Here is a 16,583-nt window from a genome sequence, read left to right as displayed (position 1 = left end):
GATATCTAATATAGAGCGGTTAACGGTGTGAATTGTAAATTTTGCTGAAAATGTTGGCAGTAGATCACATCATATGCTGCGATGTTGATCTAGGCAATTTGGCCTTAGATAAGTTCAGTGATTCAGTGTTAAAAGTACTTACATTTGTATCGTCAGTCTTGCTGATTAGCGCACTTTTATTTGCTTAGATTGATATCACCAGCCTTCAACGCCAGCCATATCAGGTAGTTGGTGTGCTATGCCTTTGTGACAATCAATACAGGTTTTTTCTCCTGATGCTAAGTGAGTTGAGTGCATTGCGGCAGCGCGTTCAGATTGGGCGGTGAAGTCCATGTAGTCAAACTCATGGCAGTTTCTACATTCTAACGAGTTATTCGCTTTTAAGCGGTTCCATTCGTGTTGCGCCAGTTGCCGACGTTTAGCCTCAAATTTCTCTGGTGTGTTAATCGAGCCGACTAAATGCGCCCAAATCTCTTTTGATGCCTGCATTTTTCGGGCAATTTTGTCGGTCCATTTATGGGGGACATGGCAATCATGACAGGTTGCTCTAACGCCACTGCGGTTTGAGTAGTGAATCGTCGGCTGCATCTCTTGATAGACGTTTTGGTGGCAGCTACTGCAAAACTCTTCGGTACTGGACATCTCTAGCGCAGTGTTAAATGCCCCCCAGAAAATGATCCCCGCAATAAAACCGCCTATAACCAAAAAACCTAAGCTGTAGTGAACACTTGGTTTGTTTATGACCTGCCATATTGTGTTAAGCAGCGCTTTGAGTTTTTGCATAACAGTCGATCCGCCTTCAATAGCATTGTGATTATCTTGTCAGCCTGAGAATGCATTCATTTCCATCGCCGCCGAAAGCACCAGTTTTGACGATTGGTACAGCTATACAATAGCGATTAAAAATCGATTTGGATCACTTTTATTAGTATTTGATGAATTAATTGCTCGTTGACGGGATTTGAGTGAAGGCTAATTGTCTTACAAAGTCATATTTTTTCAGCGCTGCAATTGCTGGTTGTACTGCGCGTCAATGGATAGGTATTCTGGGTTGTAGAAGCTATTTCATCGCTGCGCTGATTAATATTTAATTGCTGAGCAATGATGGACCTATGTATCTTTTAGCTTGAGCGATGAGCTCAGGTTGATGAAGAGGCTATCCCAAGTTGATTGCTGATATGATCAAGGCACTGCTGCGGTTGCTGACACCATAAGCCATAGCTTATAGGGACGAGTTTGATTCCTGCGCGTTGTAATAGTTTGTATAGGCTTATCTCAAAAAAATCTTCCCATGGCCCTGGGTAACCTATTAAATCTATGGCCAGGTATTGCTCTTCGTAGCGGCATAAAATATCAAGTTCAAGCCCTGCCAACTTGTAACCACGCCAAACAGTGATGCCTTTGGCTGTGAGTGTGTCAGCAAGAGCCTGGCCAAATTCGTCGAGACTGTCGATATAGTGATGTTGTGATTCAAATTTACCTGCAGACATCAAATATTTAGCAAGAAGGTTATTTTTAGGTAGTGCTGTTTCATTGACTGAGACAAATAACCACTGTGCTTGTTTTGCTCGAGTGATGGCAACGTTAAACATGTCGCTACGATTTAAATAAGTCGCTGCACGACTGTCTTTGGCGGTTACACTAAAGGAAAGCAGCATGATATCTCGCTCTTCACCTTGAAACCCAAACGGAGTGGCAATTCGAATTTGGTGGCGTTCAATCTGATCTAATGAGAAACGATTCGATATTTGTTTAGACAGATATTCCGTTTGATTGCGAAAACAAGACAATACGCCAATGCTTGAAGGAACGGGAGCGTCAACCTCTTCTGTAATCAACTGTGTTAGCTTATCTATTAGGACTTCCGCTTCGGCGGAGTTAACCCCTTTGCTGTCTCGATGACCCTGTACATTAACTCTATGAAGGTGACCAGCACTGGTGCAGGGTCTGTGCTGCATTATTTTGAGCATATTTTGGTAGAACTGCTGATTACTAAATTGGATCAGTTCAGGTTTACTACGAAAATGCTCATCCAAGAAAGCCACCTGAGATTGGCTGGTGATGGATTGTGATATTAAATCGAGCACACTGCTATCTCGATAACTCATTAGACCGTAATTGGCTGTGGTTAAGGCAAGTTTTGTTTGTATTTGGGCTTGCTTGTCACGTGATAGAAAAGAGAAATGCCTTAATTGTTTACTATCGCCAACTATTAGTGCTGCTTTAGCTCGCTGCAGCGCGGGTATGCATGCAGCAATATTCGCTTGGCTTGCTTCGTCAATAATCACTAAATCGAACATCTGTTGCAGAGGTAACACTCTATGCAAGTTAGATAAATTTGATAACCAGATTGGAAATGTCTGCTTGAGGGCATCAAAGTCAGTATTGGCAAATTTTTCAAGTTGTTTAGACGAGTGACGAGCTCTTATTGCTTTTGAAAAACTTGCCAACGATTGCCGCTTGTGTTGCAACAATTGGTTAAGTCGGTGACTTTTTGCTAGTTGAAGATAATTGAGACTGAGGCGCTCTTTCTGTTCGATGAGTTGAGTCAGATTATCTAGTTCTGTCCATTGCTGCGCGAAGCGGCTGATACCTGAACGATAAAACCAATTAAAATAGGGTAAACGCCAGCGAGATTGTTGTTTTTGTAGCTTTGCCAGCTTTTGTCCTCTTCGGATGGCTCGGCGGCAATGGCGGGTAAAACTTAATTCAAGCTGTTCTTGCTCTTGAGTGACTTTTTGCAATTGTCTGCGAGCTTGCTGTAATTGTGCCTGGGTTACAATCTTGTTGGCAATGGGATGAATACCATTAAGCATATCCTCAACTTGTTGTTTCAATTGTCGAATAAACTGAGGCGAGCCGGCTCGAATAAGACTATCACCTAATTCAAATTGTTGTTGTAATTTTTCTGCGATGACATCAACTGCGACATCAGTATGGGCAGCAATAAGTACTGATTTACCTCTTAAAACTTGCTCTGCCGCTATTGTGGCAATAGTGTAACTTTTACCTGTGCCAGGCGGGCCGGATATTTGACCGAGTGTATGATTCGCCGCGATTTCTAGCGCTTGTGTTTGTGCGGAGCTTAACAGGCCCGGTAAACAGTCTTGTTGAGTTTCAATTGCCGCTAAGCGTTTATTATGACTATTTGGTTGGTTAAATAGGTAAGTTAATGGCGGTGAGTAGTTGTTACTTTCAAGCAATTGTTCAAGCTCATGCATTATGCCACGGCTGGCCTTTGAACGTTCTGCGAGTATGATTAGGCTTCGGCTCACTAAGACAGACTGGCGCTTACGTTGTAGGCCGTTAAATTGTTTGTCATCGATGAGTTTAGGGAACTGCAATATGTGACTGGTCTCAACATTAGCTTGTCCATCGCGAAGCCAGGCTATCCAGCCGCTCACATCGGTAGGGTTTTCACGTAACTCAGATGTAATCAGATGGTCTTCGACAACAAGCTTTTCCAACAAGGCTTCGTTGATAGTGAACCTTGTTTGGTGAGTTAGAGATTCCTTGGGGTGAAGAAAAATTTCATTGCCATCATGTTGTAATTGGCATTCTTGATACAAAAGTGGTGTAACAACCTTACGCTGCTCGCCATTTAACTCGATCGTACCGCTAAAAAATAAGCAGCAATGCAGTAGCACTCGTTCGCGTTGTAGGCGCTCACAATGAGACTTTAATACTGATGCTTGCTGCTGTTCTAAGGGTAAGCGGGGCAGGAAACCCGTTGCAAGTTCGTCATCAACATCAATGAGAAGTTGATATTGCGCTGAAAGCTTATGGCATGACCATAGATTAATCTCGGCACTATCATGCTGAAAGCACTGTTTGTAGTAATTTAAAATTCCTTGCAAACGCCTAGCCATCCTCTGCTCATTGTTGTGCTTGCAAGCGTATATTAACTAAATAATTTCAACAAGCTATTACGATGCGTAGCCCCCCCAAACCTCTAGGCACAAACAGCAGCTTTGGTCTGCCTAGCGACTAACATCAACATTCTGTTTTCAGCTTGTATAGATATTTGAATTTAGGGTTATGTTTATGTTTACGTTTATCGTGGATATTTGATCTGTGTCGCTAATATCAAGATTCGCTAAAGTTTGCGCTTGTTTAGGTCGCTTTGAGTGCATAGGCTGGCGGGCACAAACTGAAGTGGCATGTCAGCTTTATGTCCTGCTTCAAGTCAACAACAGTTCTAGATGTTACCTGACAACATGACCGAGAAAACGAGTACCGATGAATGATTTTATAGCCAGTGACAATGTCTCATCGTACACAGTGGCGGCTTTATTGCACCAGTGGGGCATAGCCCCAAGAGTTAAAGACGCTGTGCAAGTTGATTTCTCATTTGAACGTTATCAATTTAGCTGCGTAGTGAAAGAGCGGATGTTGATATTGCACTTTGGCGATGTGATTTTTAAGCAGCAAGAGCCAATTGTGTTAGACGTTATTCAGGCTGAACTGGGCTTTATCAACAAACGTTTGGATAATAGCTTTGTTTGTTTGAGTGCTTTTCAGACCAAAAAGCATGAGGTGGGCGTTGAGTTTAGCTATGGTTTGCCCATAGTTAACTGTTTAGTGGTTGATCACTTGCACTTTAGCTTGAAGTACTTTCTCAATGGTTGTGTCGATGTGCTTAAGGCGCTTAGTGTGCAAGGCTATAGCACGCTGGTTAACTACCTGCTTGATGATAGCGAGTTAACCCAGTCCAAGCCATCAATGGCTGAGTCACTCACTTCTGTCGCTGAATTCTCTGGCAGTGAAACTACAGGTACTGAAATTACAGGCTCTGCTTCAGTTAGCCCAACCCATAGTAATACGTCAGCTTCTCAGTCAGTTGCGGCGCCGCCTAGCGTTGTTAAGCGGGGGCGCTGTTTTAGCTGTGATGGCCTAGGAGCCTATGCCAACGGCTGTTGCTGCTCAATATGCCATGGCTCTGGGGTAAGTCCTGAGTATGCCGCGAGAACAGGAGCAAGAACGCAAACTGAGCAGCAAAGCATCGAGCTGTCAAAGGGCAAGCCTGTTCCACCACACAAGTCTGCTATGAGTCATGCTTCTGCCAAGGGGCAATTGAGTGCTTACGCTGCTTGTTACACTGGTAGCCATGTCGCAGCTGAGCATGCTGGTAATACAGAGAGTTGGTATGAAGAGAGCGCCATGCAGGACAGTAATTTGAGTGACTTTAGCGCTGAAATGGGCCATGACGGTGATGATTTTTAAGTCTGCACGGCGGGGAAAATAGGCAACCGTGTTAATTACGAACTTAAAAGGCTGTTGGTTAAGGTATAATAACGGCTAGATAGTTACTGCTAATTACGAGCGTTTATGATCACTTTTACCACCAACTATGGCGATATTGAGATAGAACTCGATATGCAAACGGCGCCGGTAAGCTGTAAGAACTTTTTGCGTTATTGCCGCGAAGGCTTTTATGAAGGCACGATTTTTCATCGAGTCATTAAAGGGTTTATGGTGCAAGGCGGTGGGTTCGATGCTGACATGCAAGAATTACCTACCCATGCTGCCATTGTTAACGAGGCCAATCGCGGTTTAAAGAATATTAAAGGCACCATTGCCATGGCTCGCACCGACGCGCCACATTCCGCAACGGCACAGTTTTTTATCAACCTTGAAAGTAATGACTTTTTGGATCATCGGGCAACCACTAATGCCGGTTGGGGTTACGCTGTATTTGGCGCTGTGACCGCCGGAATGGATGTGGTGAAGAAGATAGAACGGGTTCGAACCACATCAATACTAGGTCATGATGATGTGCCCCGAGAGCCTATCATTATTGAGAAAGTTAGCGTAAATATGGATTAAATGTGGTGATGGTTAGTGCTGCTGATCTAAATCGGCAGCACTGCTGCTTGCGAGGTGACTAAGACTTGTTAACCTGCAACCAATCGACACTGACCCCAGCTTGGTCAAACATATCTTGGCTTATCTTAATTTTATCTCCCCAGCGTGATAGAAAATCTTCACTAGGTTGCGGGCTGTGTACCGCCGTTAGTCCTGTTTGGATAATCTTCGCCGCACAATTGGGGCAGGGGAAATGGGTGACCCAAATTTCACAGCCACTCAGGTCTCGCTTAGCATATAAAATGGCATTCTCTTCAGCATGTAGGGTTTTAAGCAGCTTCATTTCACGGTTGTCGGTCTCAGCGCTATCAGATATGCCGTGAGGGTAACCGTTAAAACCGAGTGCAACAATGCGGTTATCTTCGGTGATCACCGCGCCAACTTGTGTGGAGGGATCCTTGCTCCAAGATGCAACGAGCTCGGCCATCTGTAAAAAACGTGTCGCCCATTTAGTCATCATTTGTTTGAAACTCCTAAATTTATGCTTTTCAAATCAATTAACTTACCTAAGCGCTATTTTGAGCTGTTTACTATCGGGGAGTAAAGCTTAATTTGTTAAAAACAGCGTTTAATGTTCTGCCTAAGCCAAGTAATAGGTCAAACCGTGTAGAGCTATAGGAGCGTGTTGCTAATTGCATGTTGTTATAGAGCTAGTGTGATCGAGATCACTATTGTGCTTTGGTCTACTTTGATTGCTATTCCATTTGAGGTAGTTGTAATGGGTTAGATTCATAATAATAAAGTAGGAAGCAATATGTTGAGAACCACGTTAGCTATAGGGATTTGTGTCGCCCTATCAGGTTGTGCTGGCGGTGCGATGACAAGCACGCAAAATGATAATTCAGCGGTACAAACACAAGCTGTTACGGCAAATCCATTGATGACAGCGAGCACGCTGCAATATCAAACTCCTGATTTTACAAAAATTGAGTTTGCCCATTTCCGCCCCGCAATCATGGCGGGCATTGCGGAACAAAAACAACAAATAACAGCCATTGCAAATAACCGTGCAGCGCCAAGCTTTGACAATACTATTGTCGCGATGGAAAAAAGTGGCGCATTATTAAAGCGTGCTTCGGGCGTGTTTTACAATCTTGCCGGTACAGACTCTAACGAGCAGATGCGAGCGCTACAAACTGAGTTGGCGCCAATGCTGTCCAGTCACCGGGACGATATCTATCTCAATGCGCAATTATTTTCCAAGGTAAAAAACCTTGTTAACCAACAGGCATCGCTTAATCTAGACGGTGAGTCTGCACGTTTACTGCAAATTACCTATGAGCGCTTTATTAGTGCCGGTGCAGCCTTAGACGATGAAGGCAAAGCCAAAGTGCGCGAGCTGAATAAAGAATTGGCGAGCTTGCAAAATGAGTTTGGTCAAAAGCAATTGGCAATTTTATCTGAGCAGTTTGTGTATTTTGATAACAAAGCCGCACTAGCTGGACTATCAGATGGCGCACTTTCCAATGCAGCCGCTTTAGCCGTTAAACAGGGGAAAGAGGGCCAGTATGCGCTGAAACTTTCCAATACCACGCGTCAGTCTGTACTTGCTTCTTTAGATAACCGCGATAGCCGTGAAAAGGTGTTTAAAGCGTCGTTTAACCGTGCTAACCAAGGTGATAACGATACCCGTCAAATTGTCGCTAAGCTCGCCAAAAAACGCGCTCAAAAAGCCCACGTGCTTGGGTTTGAAAATTGGGCTGAATATCGATTACAAAACACCTTAGCGCAAACTCCTGATGCGGTGATTGATATGTTCTCGGCGATGGTGCCAAACGTGGTAGCTAACACTGAAAAAGAAGCCGCGGCCATTAAGCAAATGATCGAGCGCCAAGGCGGTGATTTTGACGTTAAACCCTGGGATTGGGCGTATTACGCCGAAAAGGTGCGTCAAGATAAATACGCGATCGATTCAGCCCAATTACAGCAGTATTTCCAGTTTGATAATGTGCTAGAAAAAGGCGTGTTTTATACCATGAACCAGCTATTTGGTATTACATTCAAGCCTCGCCCTGATTTGCCGGTATATCACCCTGATGTGAAAGCCTATGAGATTTTCGATGACAATGGCGACTCGTTAGCTATTTTCTTTGCTGATTATTTTGCAAGAGAAGGCAAGCGTGGCGGAGCTTGGATGAGTTCGTTTGTTGGCCAAAGTCGCTTGCTTGAGCAAAAACCTGTAGTCGTGAATGTGATGAACATTCCTAAAGCGGCGCAAGGGCAACCACAACTGGTAAGCTTTGATAATGTCAGCACTATGTTCCATGAAATGGGCCACGGTTTGCACGGTGCATTGTCTAACGTTAACTATCCTTCGCTAGCGGGGACCGCCGTATCGCGCGACATGGTGGAGTTTCCATCTACGTTCCAAGAAGACTGGTCGATTGATCCCCAAGTGCTAAGCAATTACGCCAAGCACCATCAGACAGGTGAGGCGATTCCAAAGCCTTTGTTGGACAAAGCGATCGCCGCAGCGCAGTTTAATCAAGGCTTTGATACGTTAGAGTATATGGCGGCATCACTGTTAGATCAGCAATGGCATAGCATTAGCCATGAGTTGCCGCTGCAAGATGTTGAAGCTTTTGAAGCACAAGCGTTGGCCAATACTGGGGTGGATATTGACTTAGTACCGCCACGTTATCGCTCAACCTTCTTCTCACACACATTTGCTGGTGGCTATTCTGCAAGCTATTACGCTTACATGTGGAGTGAAATTATGGCGGCGGATGCATTTGAGTATGTGCAGCAAAATGGTGGATTGAACCGTGAAAACGGTGACAAGTTCCGTCGCACCATATTAGAGGTGGGTAACAGCGTTGATGGTATGGAGGCTTACCAGAACTTTAAAGGTAGTGCGCCAACCACTGAAGCATTACTTAAGCGTCGCGGTATCAACTAGCGCTTTAAGATCTCTGTGATTAAAGCTTTAGGTGGCAATCCGAGTTCATTTTAACAATGAACTCGGATTTTTGTTTCTAGGCCCAGATATAGAGTCTTGAGCAAAGGTCAGTGATTGCCTACAATAGCCGTCGATTCTTTTTACTATTTGAGCATGATCATGAACGACACCAGTGCACAACCGGCTTTACCCGATCGTCTTTCTGTTAATCCACGAAGCAAATTCCACGTTGCGGCTATTTTTGAACACGATATTGGTATTACCGTGAACGGTAAAGAACGTTTTGACGTTGAAGAGTATTGCATTAGTGAAGGTTGGGTAAAAGTCCCAGCTGGCAAAGCGTTGGACCGTCGTGGTCAACCTTTGCTGATGACTATCAAAGGTACTGTGGAAGCTTTTTACAAGTAAAAGGCGATAGCTAACAGTTGCTTTGTTGTTTAGACGCTTAGACACACCACCGAGAATGACCGACAAAAACGCCGCTAATCAAAGCGGCGTTTTTTATTGGACGAATGACGGCTGGCTTATTTGTGCATTTGCTTAATTAAGGCTGCACGTTCGTCGTAGTCTTGGTGGCAGCTACCACAGCTATCCTTGGCCACATTCCATGGCTGCACGTACTTACCATCTTTAGAGAAGTTCTCTGGGCTGTCTGAGGCAAATTCCAAGTTGATTCTAAAGAAGTGTTGGCTCTTGGGCATATGACAGCTGGTACATTTAGCTTCGTATTGATGGACCTCTAGCCCTTGGCTAAACTCTTTCTCGCCATGGCAATCAAGGCAGGTTTTAATCAACGCATCTTCATGACCTGGCTGATCTTCATTCGCTTTGGATCTGTGCGGGTTATGACATGTATGGCAGGCCATTGCATGTTTTTTACCGGTTCTCTCACCCGTGTTGGCATCGAGCCCTAACATGGCATCGCCAGCAACACGACCACCATCAAAGTAAGGGATGGTGCGGCCGCCGATGCTGTCGCCACCAAAATCTTGGTTGTGCTCGCTGACAAAGTCGGGGTAGTGACGATTAGTTTTCTTACTGTGGCATTCTGAGCATGAAATTGCCAAACCAAAGCCCATGTCGTCTTTGACAAAATCAGCAGTCAGTCTGCCCATTGCAACCCGAGAGATATCGTCAGCCGATTGAGTTTGAATATGTTTACTACCCGCACCATGACAAGCTTCACATTGAATGCCTGGTTGATTGTAGGTACCACCAAAGCCTTTTAGATCATCTTGTCGGTGAGGGTTAAGATCTGAATCTGGGGTAAAATCTTTCCACCCAGTCGAGTGACAAATACCACAGTCAAACTCTTGAGAGTCCGGTGCTGCGTCCGGAAGATAGCCTTGCATATGGTTAATTGAGATGTCTTCACCATTTTGCGGCATTGACACGGCAATACCGGTGCCGGTGTAGATATAACCATCTTTATCTAAGAAGTTAGCCCAAGTGTCGTAGCCGCCGATAACATAGCTAATATCACTCCAGTCGGTGGGGGTGCCACTGCTGTTATTGGCGCCATACATTAACTCAACGGCACCTTCAAGCGAGCTAAATGGATACTCAGGTGCTTTGCCGTCAACCACTTTGTTCAGCTTAAAGTTATGCCCAGTTTCAAAGAAGGTCTGTTTGTCGCTATGGCACGATACACAGGTTTGCGAACCCACATATTCAGCCACACCTTCATCAGGGGCATTAATAGTGACGGTAACGGTAGTAGAATCGCTCGCCCCTAGAGGGTCTGTGATGGTGTAGTTAATGATTGTGGTGCCGGCAGCGTCAGCGGTGTAAAGCAAAAGATCGCCTTGTTGGTCTATCTCGCCAGTGCCTTCAGTAATGCTGTATTCACTGATGCTGATTGGCAGGCCTTGGGGGTGATAGTCATTGGCAAGTACATCTATACGTACCTCAGTTCCGACCCATGCGGTTGCTGTATCGGCAACGGCCACAGGCGCTTTGTTGTCATTGTCTGATGAGTCATCACTGCCACATGCTGTCACAGTGAGTCCTATCAGCATGGCTAATGATGCTGTTTTATATAATCCCATTTCATCACTCTCTTTGTTAAATATGCCGTTCTTTGACGGCATTGATTAAGCCAGTTGGTGTCCATTTAGCGGTGACCAACTGGCGGGTCTACGTTGCTGCAAAATTAGGCCTGCGAGGGCCTAATGCGTTATCTGTTTTAAGCAGCAATGTGTATCGCTAGACCCAGAGAGTGCATAGCATTCCATGGTTTGTTTGCTGGTATGGAGGCGATTGACCAGCATCATTACCGTCTGCAATTACCGACCTTGTCCAATGACAATCGGTGCTGCTTAATGGGCCCAGTTGTGACCCGGCACTCACTTTTGCCGATCCACTGGCGCAGTTCTCGGCATGTTATTGTTCGGTTTACTCGTGCTATTAACCATTAGAAAATTGTGGTTAATGGCGGTTAATTTTGTTTGCCGTAGAAGATGTTTAATACATTTCAATCAGCAAAATATTCAATAAATATAAAATGTTATACGCAATATTTGCGGCGGTTTTACCACCTGCTAGCGCTACTCAATCGTCGTCATTTTCGATTGCCGTGTTGGCGTAGCGAATAAATTCTTAATTAGTATCTTTCTGGAAAGCTTCTTTCCGGAAAGATACTAGATGGCATTCATCTTTCTAGCAAGATATAATCTGGAGCAGAGATTAAAAGTGAGAGGTAGAGCAAGTGGAAAAGTGCATGGAAGACATTTTGCAGTTAAATGAAGCGAATTGGCCCGAGTGCGCGCAAACTTCATACCCTGCTTTGTTGCGATTGACCCAAGTGAATAATATTTTTATTCAAATTATCAAAGAGTGTGTTGAATCATACGGTATTCAAAGCTCCGATTTTAATCTACTGTCCTGTTTACGTCGTAATCCAGCCCCGCACACACTGTCACCGACAGATCTATATCAAAGCATGTTATTTAGTTCCGGGGGGTTAACTAAGGTGCTCACTAGGCTGCAAAAACAGGGCTATATTGATAGATTGGATAACCCTGAGGATAAGCGCAGTAAACTGGTGACCCTCACTGCGGCTGGTAAGTCTTTGGTGGAAACCATAATGCCGGTGCTGCATCAGCGCGAAAAGCAGATGGTTGAAGCACTGTCTGCTGCCGATTTGCAGCAACTCGATAATATGATGCAGCGCATTATGAAAACCATGAACAGCGGTGAGCTAGTGTATCCACACCGCGTACAGTTTATGGGAGCGAGCCGCAGTTAGCGAATCTATTATTCAATATTAAGCCGCCTGTTGAGGCGGCTTTTTTGTTTGCATATTGATACTGAGTGTTTGGCTTAATTGCTTATGGTTAGCGGGTGCTTGGTACCACTAAAATATTACTGCGCATACGACCGAGAATCGCCTCTGAAGTGTTACCAATAATATGGCCAAAAATGCCTTGTTTTTTATGAATCCCCATCACTAAGTACTGGGCTTTCAAACGGCAGCTGAGTTCAAACAAACACATATCCGCGTTGCCAGCCAAAATATGCACTTGGTCGCGCGCTAGGCCCGTTTCTGCAATTGCCTGTTGGTATTTTTCGTATGCGTCTTTTATCAAGGTGCGGGTATTGACGATGTCCATATCGCGCAAAATTTTAGGCACTCGTACTACAAAGCCTAAATGAAGTTGGCAACCACTGGCTGCTTCGAGGCGTTTAGCCTGTGCGATGATGGCTTGGTTAAGTCGTTGTTTATCAGGCTTATTGGTGCCTAAGTCTACCGCCATCAATATTGATTCTGGCTTATTCAGTGGCTTGTTACTCATTAGCATTAGCGGGACTTGAGTATTGCGGATTAGTTGCCAGTCAGCGGGTAAGAATTGTTCTGACTCGTGAATGGATTTGAGCATCATGGCATAGTTCTCAGGCCTAACATGTTGGCAGGCATGTTCTGCAAGGTGTTTACACCAATTTTGAGTGATGGGAGTTTGGCAGGCATCAAGCCGATGTAGCAGATCATCTATGGCGGCTTTGTCGGCAGCCATAACCTGAGCCTGCGCCGAGTCTGCAACATCGTGATCATAGGCATCACCACTTAAAGACTCATAGCTATAGGCACCAATTTCAGGACGTAAATTTAGCTGTTGAGCTAATGCAATTCCTGAACTAACAGCATCGGTTTGCTGCTGGTCTTTTTGTGCAATGATATAGAGCTTATCCATGCATACCTCCTTCTTTTGCCTCAGTTTAAACATAACTAAATTCGCCAAGATACAGCTTGATCTTTATCACTAAATCGCACGATAATTAGGCAATACCCCTGTGCGGGCGAGGCAAAAATGGCTGTAGAACAGTTTATAATCTCGTTGTGCTTAATCCTGCTCCTCGGCAAATTACTTGCCAGCTTATTTGAAAAGTTAGGCCTACCCGCCGTCGTTGGTGAAATCACAGCTGGCTTGTTGCTGGGTCCAACTGTACTCAATTGGATATCCCCAGACCCAACCTTAGCGGTATTGGCTGAGCTTGGTGTCATCTTGTTGTTGTTCGCCATTGGCTGCGAAACATCGATTAAGCATTTAGCCCTAGCAGGAAGGCCTGCGGTCGCAATTGCCTGTGTTGGAATTGTGGCGCCTTTTATTGTGGTCGCACTCAGCAGTGTGTTGTGGTTAACCGACTCAGTTTTCACTGCTATCTATTTGGGCTGCGCCTTAACTGCCACAAGTATCGGCATTTCTTTGCGTGTACTGGCCAGTGCCGGACAGTCACAAACCCCAGTGGGACACACCATTTTGGGCGCGGCAGTCATTGATGATGTCGCGGGGGTGATCTTACTGAGCTTGCTATTTAACTTTGCCAGCCAAGGTCAATTCGATGCGATTAGTGCATTGTGGCTAATGGCTAAGTTGTTGCTATTTTTGGCCATCGCGCCGCCTTTAGCTAGAGGGCTACTTTATTTGGCCAGAGGGCTGAAACCACTGGCTGACAAAGCGGGCTACGAGGTGATCATTACCTTATCGCTCATCTGTCTATTTGCTTGGCTTGCACATCTGTTTGGCGCGCCAGCATTGTTGGGCGGGTTTGCTGTTGGCCTTGCCTTGAGCCGTCAGTTTGTGTCGCCAGTGAACCGCTATTTAGTCAATCCGTTTAAGTTTACCCAAAGCATGGAGCGTTCCAGCCAATCGCTGGTGCAGGTGTTTGGTCCGATATTTTTTGTTTATGTTGGTATCCGTCTCGATTTGAGTCAATTGGATCTCAGTGCGGCAGGGGTACTTTTACTCTTGTGGCTTTCGGTGTTGGCAATAGCAAGCAAACTGGTCAGCGGCTGGTTTGCGGGTAAAGCATGGCAAGCGAAAGCGGTTGCGGGTAGTGCGATGGTACCGCGTGGTGAAGTTGGCTTAGTGTTCGCCGAATTGGGATTACAAACTGGCATTATAGATACCAAGCTATTTACTGAATTGGTGGTGATTATTGCCATCACTACCTTAGTTGGGCCCATATTGCTTAAGTGGAGTTTAACCCAGTTGCATCGTCACCCAATACTCCCTGCAGGAGACAAAAAAAGTTAACTGAGTGAGGCTGCATGGCCGAGACGAACCCTCGCATGGTAGGTAAGTATCATTGAGCTTGAGCAGTCAGCCCAGCAGATGCTGGGCTGATAGGTAGCTCGAGCTGATAGCAGTGTCAGTGCAAAGTTACTCGAAACATACCTGAGTATATTGACCAAATTTAGGGTTATCGCCCGACACATAGGCACAACCGGCTTTAGTATCAAATACCATGGACTCAACCGTAACGAAGTCAGAATCATACTTAGTAATGTTGATTGGCTTTTGCTCCAAGATATACTGCATGCCCGCTACGTCGCGCTCTTTGGCGAAGTTAATGAAGTTATTGGCGCTATCTTCACGCGCAAAGGTATCGGCAAATACTTGGTTTGCTTCAAGCAGAGTCTTGTCCGCTAAAAAGGCTGTACGCATTTCACGGGTGTGGTTTGCATGGCCGATACCGGATTCTCCTCTGACGAGCCTTGTACCTTGTGTGGTCATCTCTATTGCACCGTGATCACCACTGTCATCGGCGACGGTAAAGTTAATCGCAACTGGGGTGGTATAGCCTTTCAGCTTGCTGTAAGCCTCCTCAACGCTTTTTGAGCTGGTGATAGCAGCAAATACCGCATCGGGTGTGACAACATTAGGTGTATCGGCAGTGGCTGATGGCGCACTCGGCTCGCCCATGAAGTTTAATACTGCGCCGACATGCTTACCCATGCCTTGAAAGTGGCCGCCGTCTGTAGCAATAAAAATCCTATCATCAGTTTTTATGACTGTGGTTTCTGCAGCCATGAGGTTATCAATGTTCATATCGTTGTTCTGGCCAACGATTCCAGAGTCGGCGAAAGCCAGTGTGGTGCAACCATTCATGGACTCTGCCGCCGATTGCAGCAATGCCAAATCATCATCCGCGGCGATAAAAGGCTTGTTGATGTTCCAGTCAGCCTGGGCAATTGCTGCGTAAAGCTCGTGAACTGGGACACCCTTTATTTGTGCTTGTTGCTCCATTAATTCTGCATACTTTGGTGCGATTGCACGGTTGTTATTAACCGCATTTTGAGCAATCTCAATCACGATGGGTTCAGGGGTTAAGCGGTGTAATGTTGCTAAGTAGCCAGCCAGCTGTGGCTGTTTGTCACCTGAGTAGTCGACAACGTTGGCGCCTAGTTGGTGGGCTGCACGTTGGGGGTTATAGTAGTCCAGTTTATCGCCTGGTACAGATTGCGCCATAGCAGCTGAAGAAAGTAGTGCCATTGTGGTGAGAGCTAGGATAGTTTTTTTCATGGTGTGACCTCAAATCAATTGGTAGTTGTTGTGTTCGAGTTCATTATCTATAATTTTTTAGATATCATTTAATAGGTTTGCTATGGTTTTTTCATAGGGTTGCCTAAAGGAGATGAACTAAAATGATCAAGCCTGACTTACTGCAATGTTTTATTGCCGCGGCAGATACCGGATCGTTTACGGCGGCGGGTAAACGAGTAGGCAAGCATCTCGCGACCGTTAGCGGTAACATCGCCCGTCTAGAGGATGAGTTGGGGGTGTTGTTGTTCGACCGAGATGGCAAATACCCGCAATTGACAGAGGCGGGTTTAAATTTATATGACGGTGCGAAAGTGGTGGTCGATAGTGTTGAGCGCTTTAGCCGAAACGCCAGTCAGCTGTCGCTGGGTTTACCTGCAAGTTTCACGATTGCCATCGATGAGAATATGGCGTTTGAGCCCATTGCCAAATTAGTAAGTAAAGCGCAGCAGCAATGGCCTTTTATTCGTTTTTCTGTTTTCAGTAAGGGGGTGGATGATATTTTTGCAGCGGTGAGGCAAGGCAAAGTGGATCTTGCTCTGACACCGACAGTTGAGGGCAACAGTCAGTTTTATGAATTCCAAGCTATCGGTCATTTGAACATACTGCTGGTGTGCGCAAAAAGCCACCCTTTAGCACGTAAGCGCCAGGTAAGTAATGATGAACTTATGGCGCATACTCAGATCCTTAGTCAATCATTGACGGACCAACAAGCCTTATATCAAGTGATCAAAATGTCACCCACAGTCTGTTTTGCCAATGGTTATAGCAATATGATGCAGCTTGTTGAATCTGGTGTGGGTTGGGCGATGTTGGGGTCTGTAGGTGGGCAGATGCCTTCGACGATAACCGTATTGCAGCCGGAGTTTCTCAAGACCAAAATGCAGCTACAATATGACTTGATATGGCCGAAAACCCAGCCTGAAAATGAGGTGCACCGATTTTTCCAGCAGGGTATTGAACAGTGGTTCTAAGCTGACAATGGCACAATCGCTAAA

General features: G+C 45.4%; 13 protein-coding genes. 7 read left to right on the top strand and 6 right to left on the bottom strand.

Going from position 1 to position 16,583, the window contains the following annotated elements; all coding sequences use genetic code 11:
- Positions 1 to 195 precede the first annotated feature (195 nt).
- Positions 196 to 783, bottom strand: a complete 588-nt coding sequence (locus FLM48_RS16830) for a NapC/NirT family cytochrome c (RefSeq protein ID WP_028771437.1) — start codon at positions 781 to 783, stop codon at positions 196 to 198.
- Positions 784 to 1,139: 356 nt separating this feature from the next.
- Positions 1,140 to 3,857, bottom strand: coding sequence for a DEAD/DEAH box helicase (locus tag FLM48_RS16825; protein WP_179025435.1), 2,718 nt, complete (start codon positions 3,855 to 3,857; stop codon positions 1,140 to 1,142).
- A 382-nt stretch (positions 3,858 to 4,239) separates the two neighbouring features.
- On the opposite strand from FLM48_RS16825, the gene FLM48_RS16820 reads away from it, so the two are divergent.
- Both FLM48_RS16820 and FLM48_RS16815 read left to right on the top strand, forming a co-directional pair.
- Complete coding sequence (locus FLM48_RS16820; protein ID WP_179025434.1) at positions 4,240 to 5,223, top strand: hypothetical protein; 984 nt, start codon at positions 4,240 to 4,242, stop codon at positions 5,221 to 5,223.
- Positions 5,224 to 5,328: 105 nt separating this feature from the next.
- Complete coding sequence (locus tag FLM48_RS16815; protein WP_179025433.1) at positions 5,329 to 5,826, top strand: peptidylprolyl isomerase; 498 nt, start codon at positions 5,329 to 5,331, stop codon at positions 5,824 to 5,826.
- A 58-nt stretch (positions 5,827 to 5,884) separates the two neighbouring features.
- Here FLM48_RS16815 and FLM48_RS16810 read toward each other — a convergent pair whose 3' ends face one another.
- A complete protein-coding gene (locus FLM48_RS16810) occupies positions 5,885 to 6,325 on the bottom strand; it encodes a dCMP deaminase family protein (RefSeq protein WP_179025432.1) in 441 nt (146 codons plus the stop codon).
- A 294-nt stretch (positions 6,326 to 6,619) separates the two neighbouring features.
- Between FLM48_RS16810 and FLM48_RS16805 the strand changes: the two genes are divergently transcribed.
- Positions 6,620 to 8,764, top strand: coding sequence for a M3 family metallopeptidase (locus FLM48_RS16805; RefSeq protein WP_179025431.1), 2,145 nt, complete (start codon positions 6,620 to 6,622; stop codon positions 8,762 to 8,764).
- A 159-nt stretch (positions 8,765 to 8,923) separates the two neighbouring features.
- Entirely contained in the window at positions 8,924 to 9,172 is a 249-nt protein-coding gene (locus tag FLM48_RS16800) for a DUF3297 family protein (RefSeq protein WP_028771432.1), read from the top strand.
- A gap of 116 nt (positions 9,173 to 9,288) precedes the next feature.
- Here the strand turns inward: FLM48_RS16800 and FLM48_RS16795 are convergent, their stop codons facing one another.
- On the bottom strand, positions 9,289 to 10,812 hold the full coding sequence (locus FLM48_RS16795; RefSeq protein ID WP_179025430.1) for an Ig-like domain-containing protein: 1,524 nt from the start codon (positions 10,810 to 10,812) through the stop codon (positions 9,289 to 9,291).
- A gap of 671 nt (positions 10,813 to 11,483) precedes the next feature.
- Here FLM48_RS16795 and FLM48_RS16790 point away from each other — a divergent pair.
- The gene (locus tag FLM48_RS16790) at positions 11,484 to 12,011 is read left to right on the top strand and encodes a MarR family winged helix-turn-helix transcriptional regulator (protein ID WP_256870959.1); all 528 of its coding nucleotides are present in this window, start codon (positions 11,484 to 11,486) and stop codon (positions 12,009 to 12,011) included.
- Between the two features lie 88 nt (positions 12,012 to 12,099).
- On the opposite strand, the gene FLM48_RS16785 is transcribed toward FLM48_RS16790, so the two are convergent.
- On the bottom strand, positions 12,100 to 12,954 hold the full coding sequence (locus FLM48_RS16785) for a universal stress protein (protein ID WP_179025428.1): 855 nt from the start codon (positions 12,952 to 12,954) through the stop codon (positions 12,100 to 12,102).
- Positions 12,955 to 13,071: 117 nt separating this feature from the next.
- On the opposite strand from FLM48_RS16785, the gene FLM48_RS16780 reads away from it, so the two are divergent.
- A complete protein-coding gene (locus FLM48_RS16780; RefSeq protein WP_179025427.1) occupies positions 13,072 to 14,298 on the top strand; it encodes a cation:proton antiporter in 1,227 nt (408 codons plus the stop codon).
- A 126-nt stretch (positions 14,299 to 14,424) separates the two neighbouring features.
- Here FLM48_RS16780 and FLM48_RS16775 read toward each other — a convergent pair whose 3' ends face one another.
- Positions 14,425 to 15,567 carry a carcinine hydrolase/isopenicillin-N N-acyltransferase family protein gene (locus FLM48_RS16775; protein ID WP_179025426.1) on the bottom strand — a complete coding sequence of 381 codons (1,143 nt, stop codon included), beginning with the start codon at positions 15,565 to 15,567 and terminating at the stop codon, positions 14,425 to 14,427.
- Between the two features lie 122 nt (positions 15,568 to 15,689).
- Here FLM48_RS16775 and FLM48_RS16770 point away from each other — a divergent pair, with 122 nt between their 5' ends.
- The gene (locus FLM48_RS16770; protein ID WP_179025425.1) at positions 15,690 to 16,559 is read left to right on the top strand and encodes a LysR family transcriptional regulator; all 870 of its coding nucleotides are present in this window, start codon (positions 15,690 to 15,692) and stop codon (positions 16,557 to 16,559) included.
- The last annotated feature ends 24 nt before the right edge of the window (positions 16,560 to 16,583 follow it).

Origin of the sequence: Shewanella sp. Scap07, from assembly GCF_013394145.1 — a bacterium.
GTDB lineage: Bacteria > Pseudomonadota > Gammaproteobacteria > Enterobacterales > Shewanellaceae > Shewanella > Shewanella waksmanii.
This window is presented reverse-complemented; position numbering and strand designations above follow the sequence as displayed.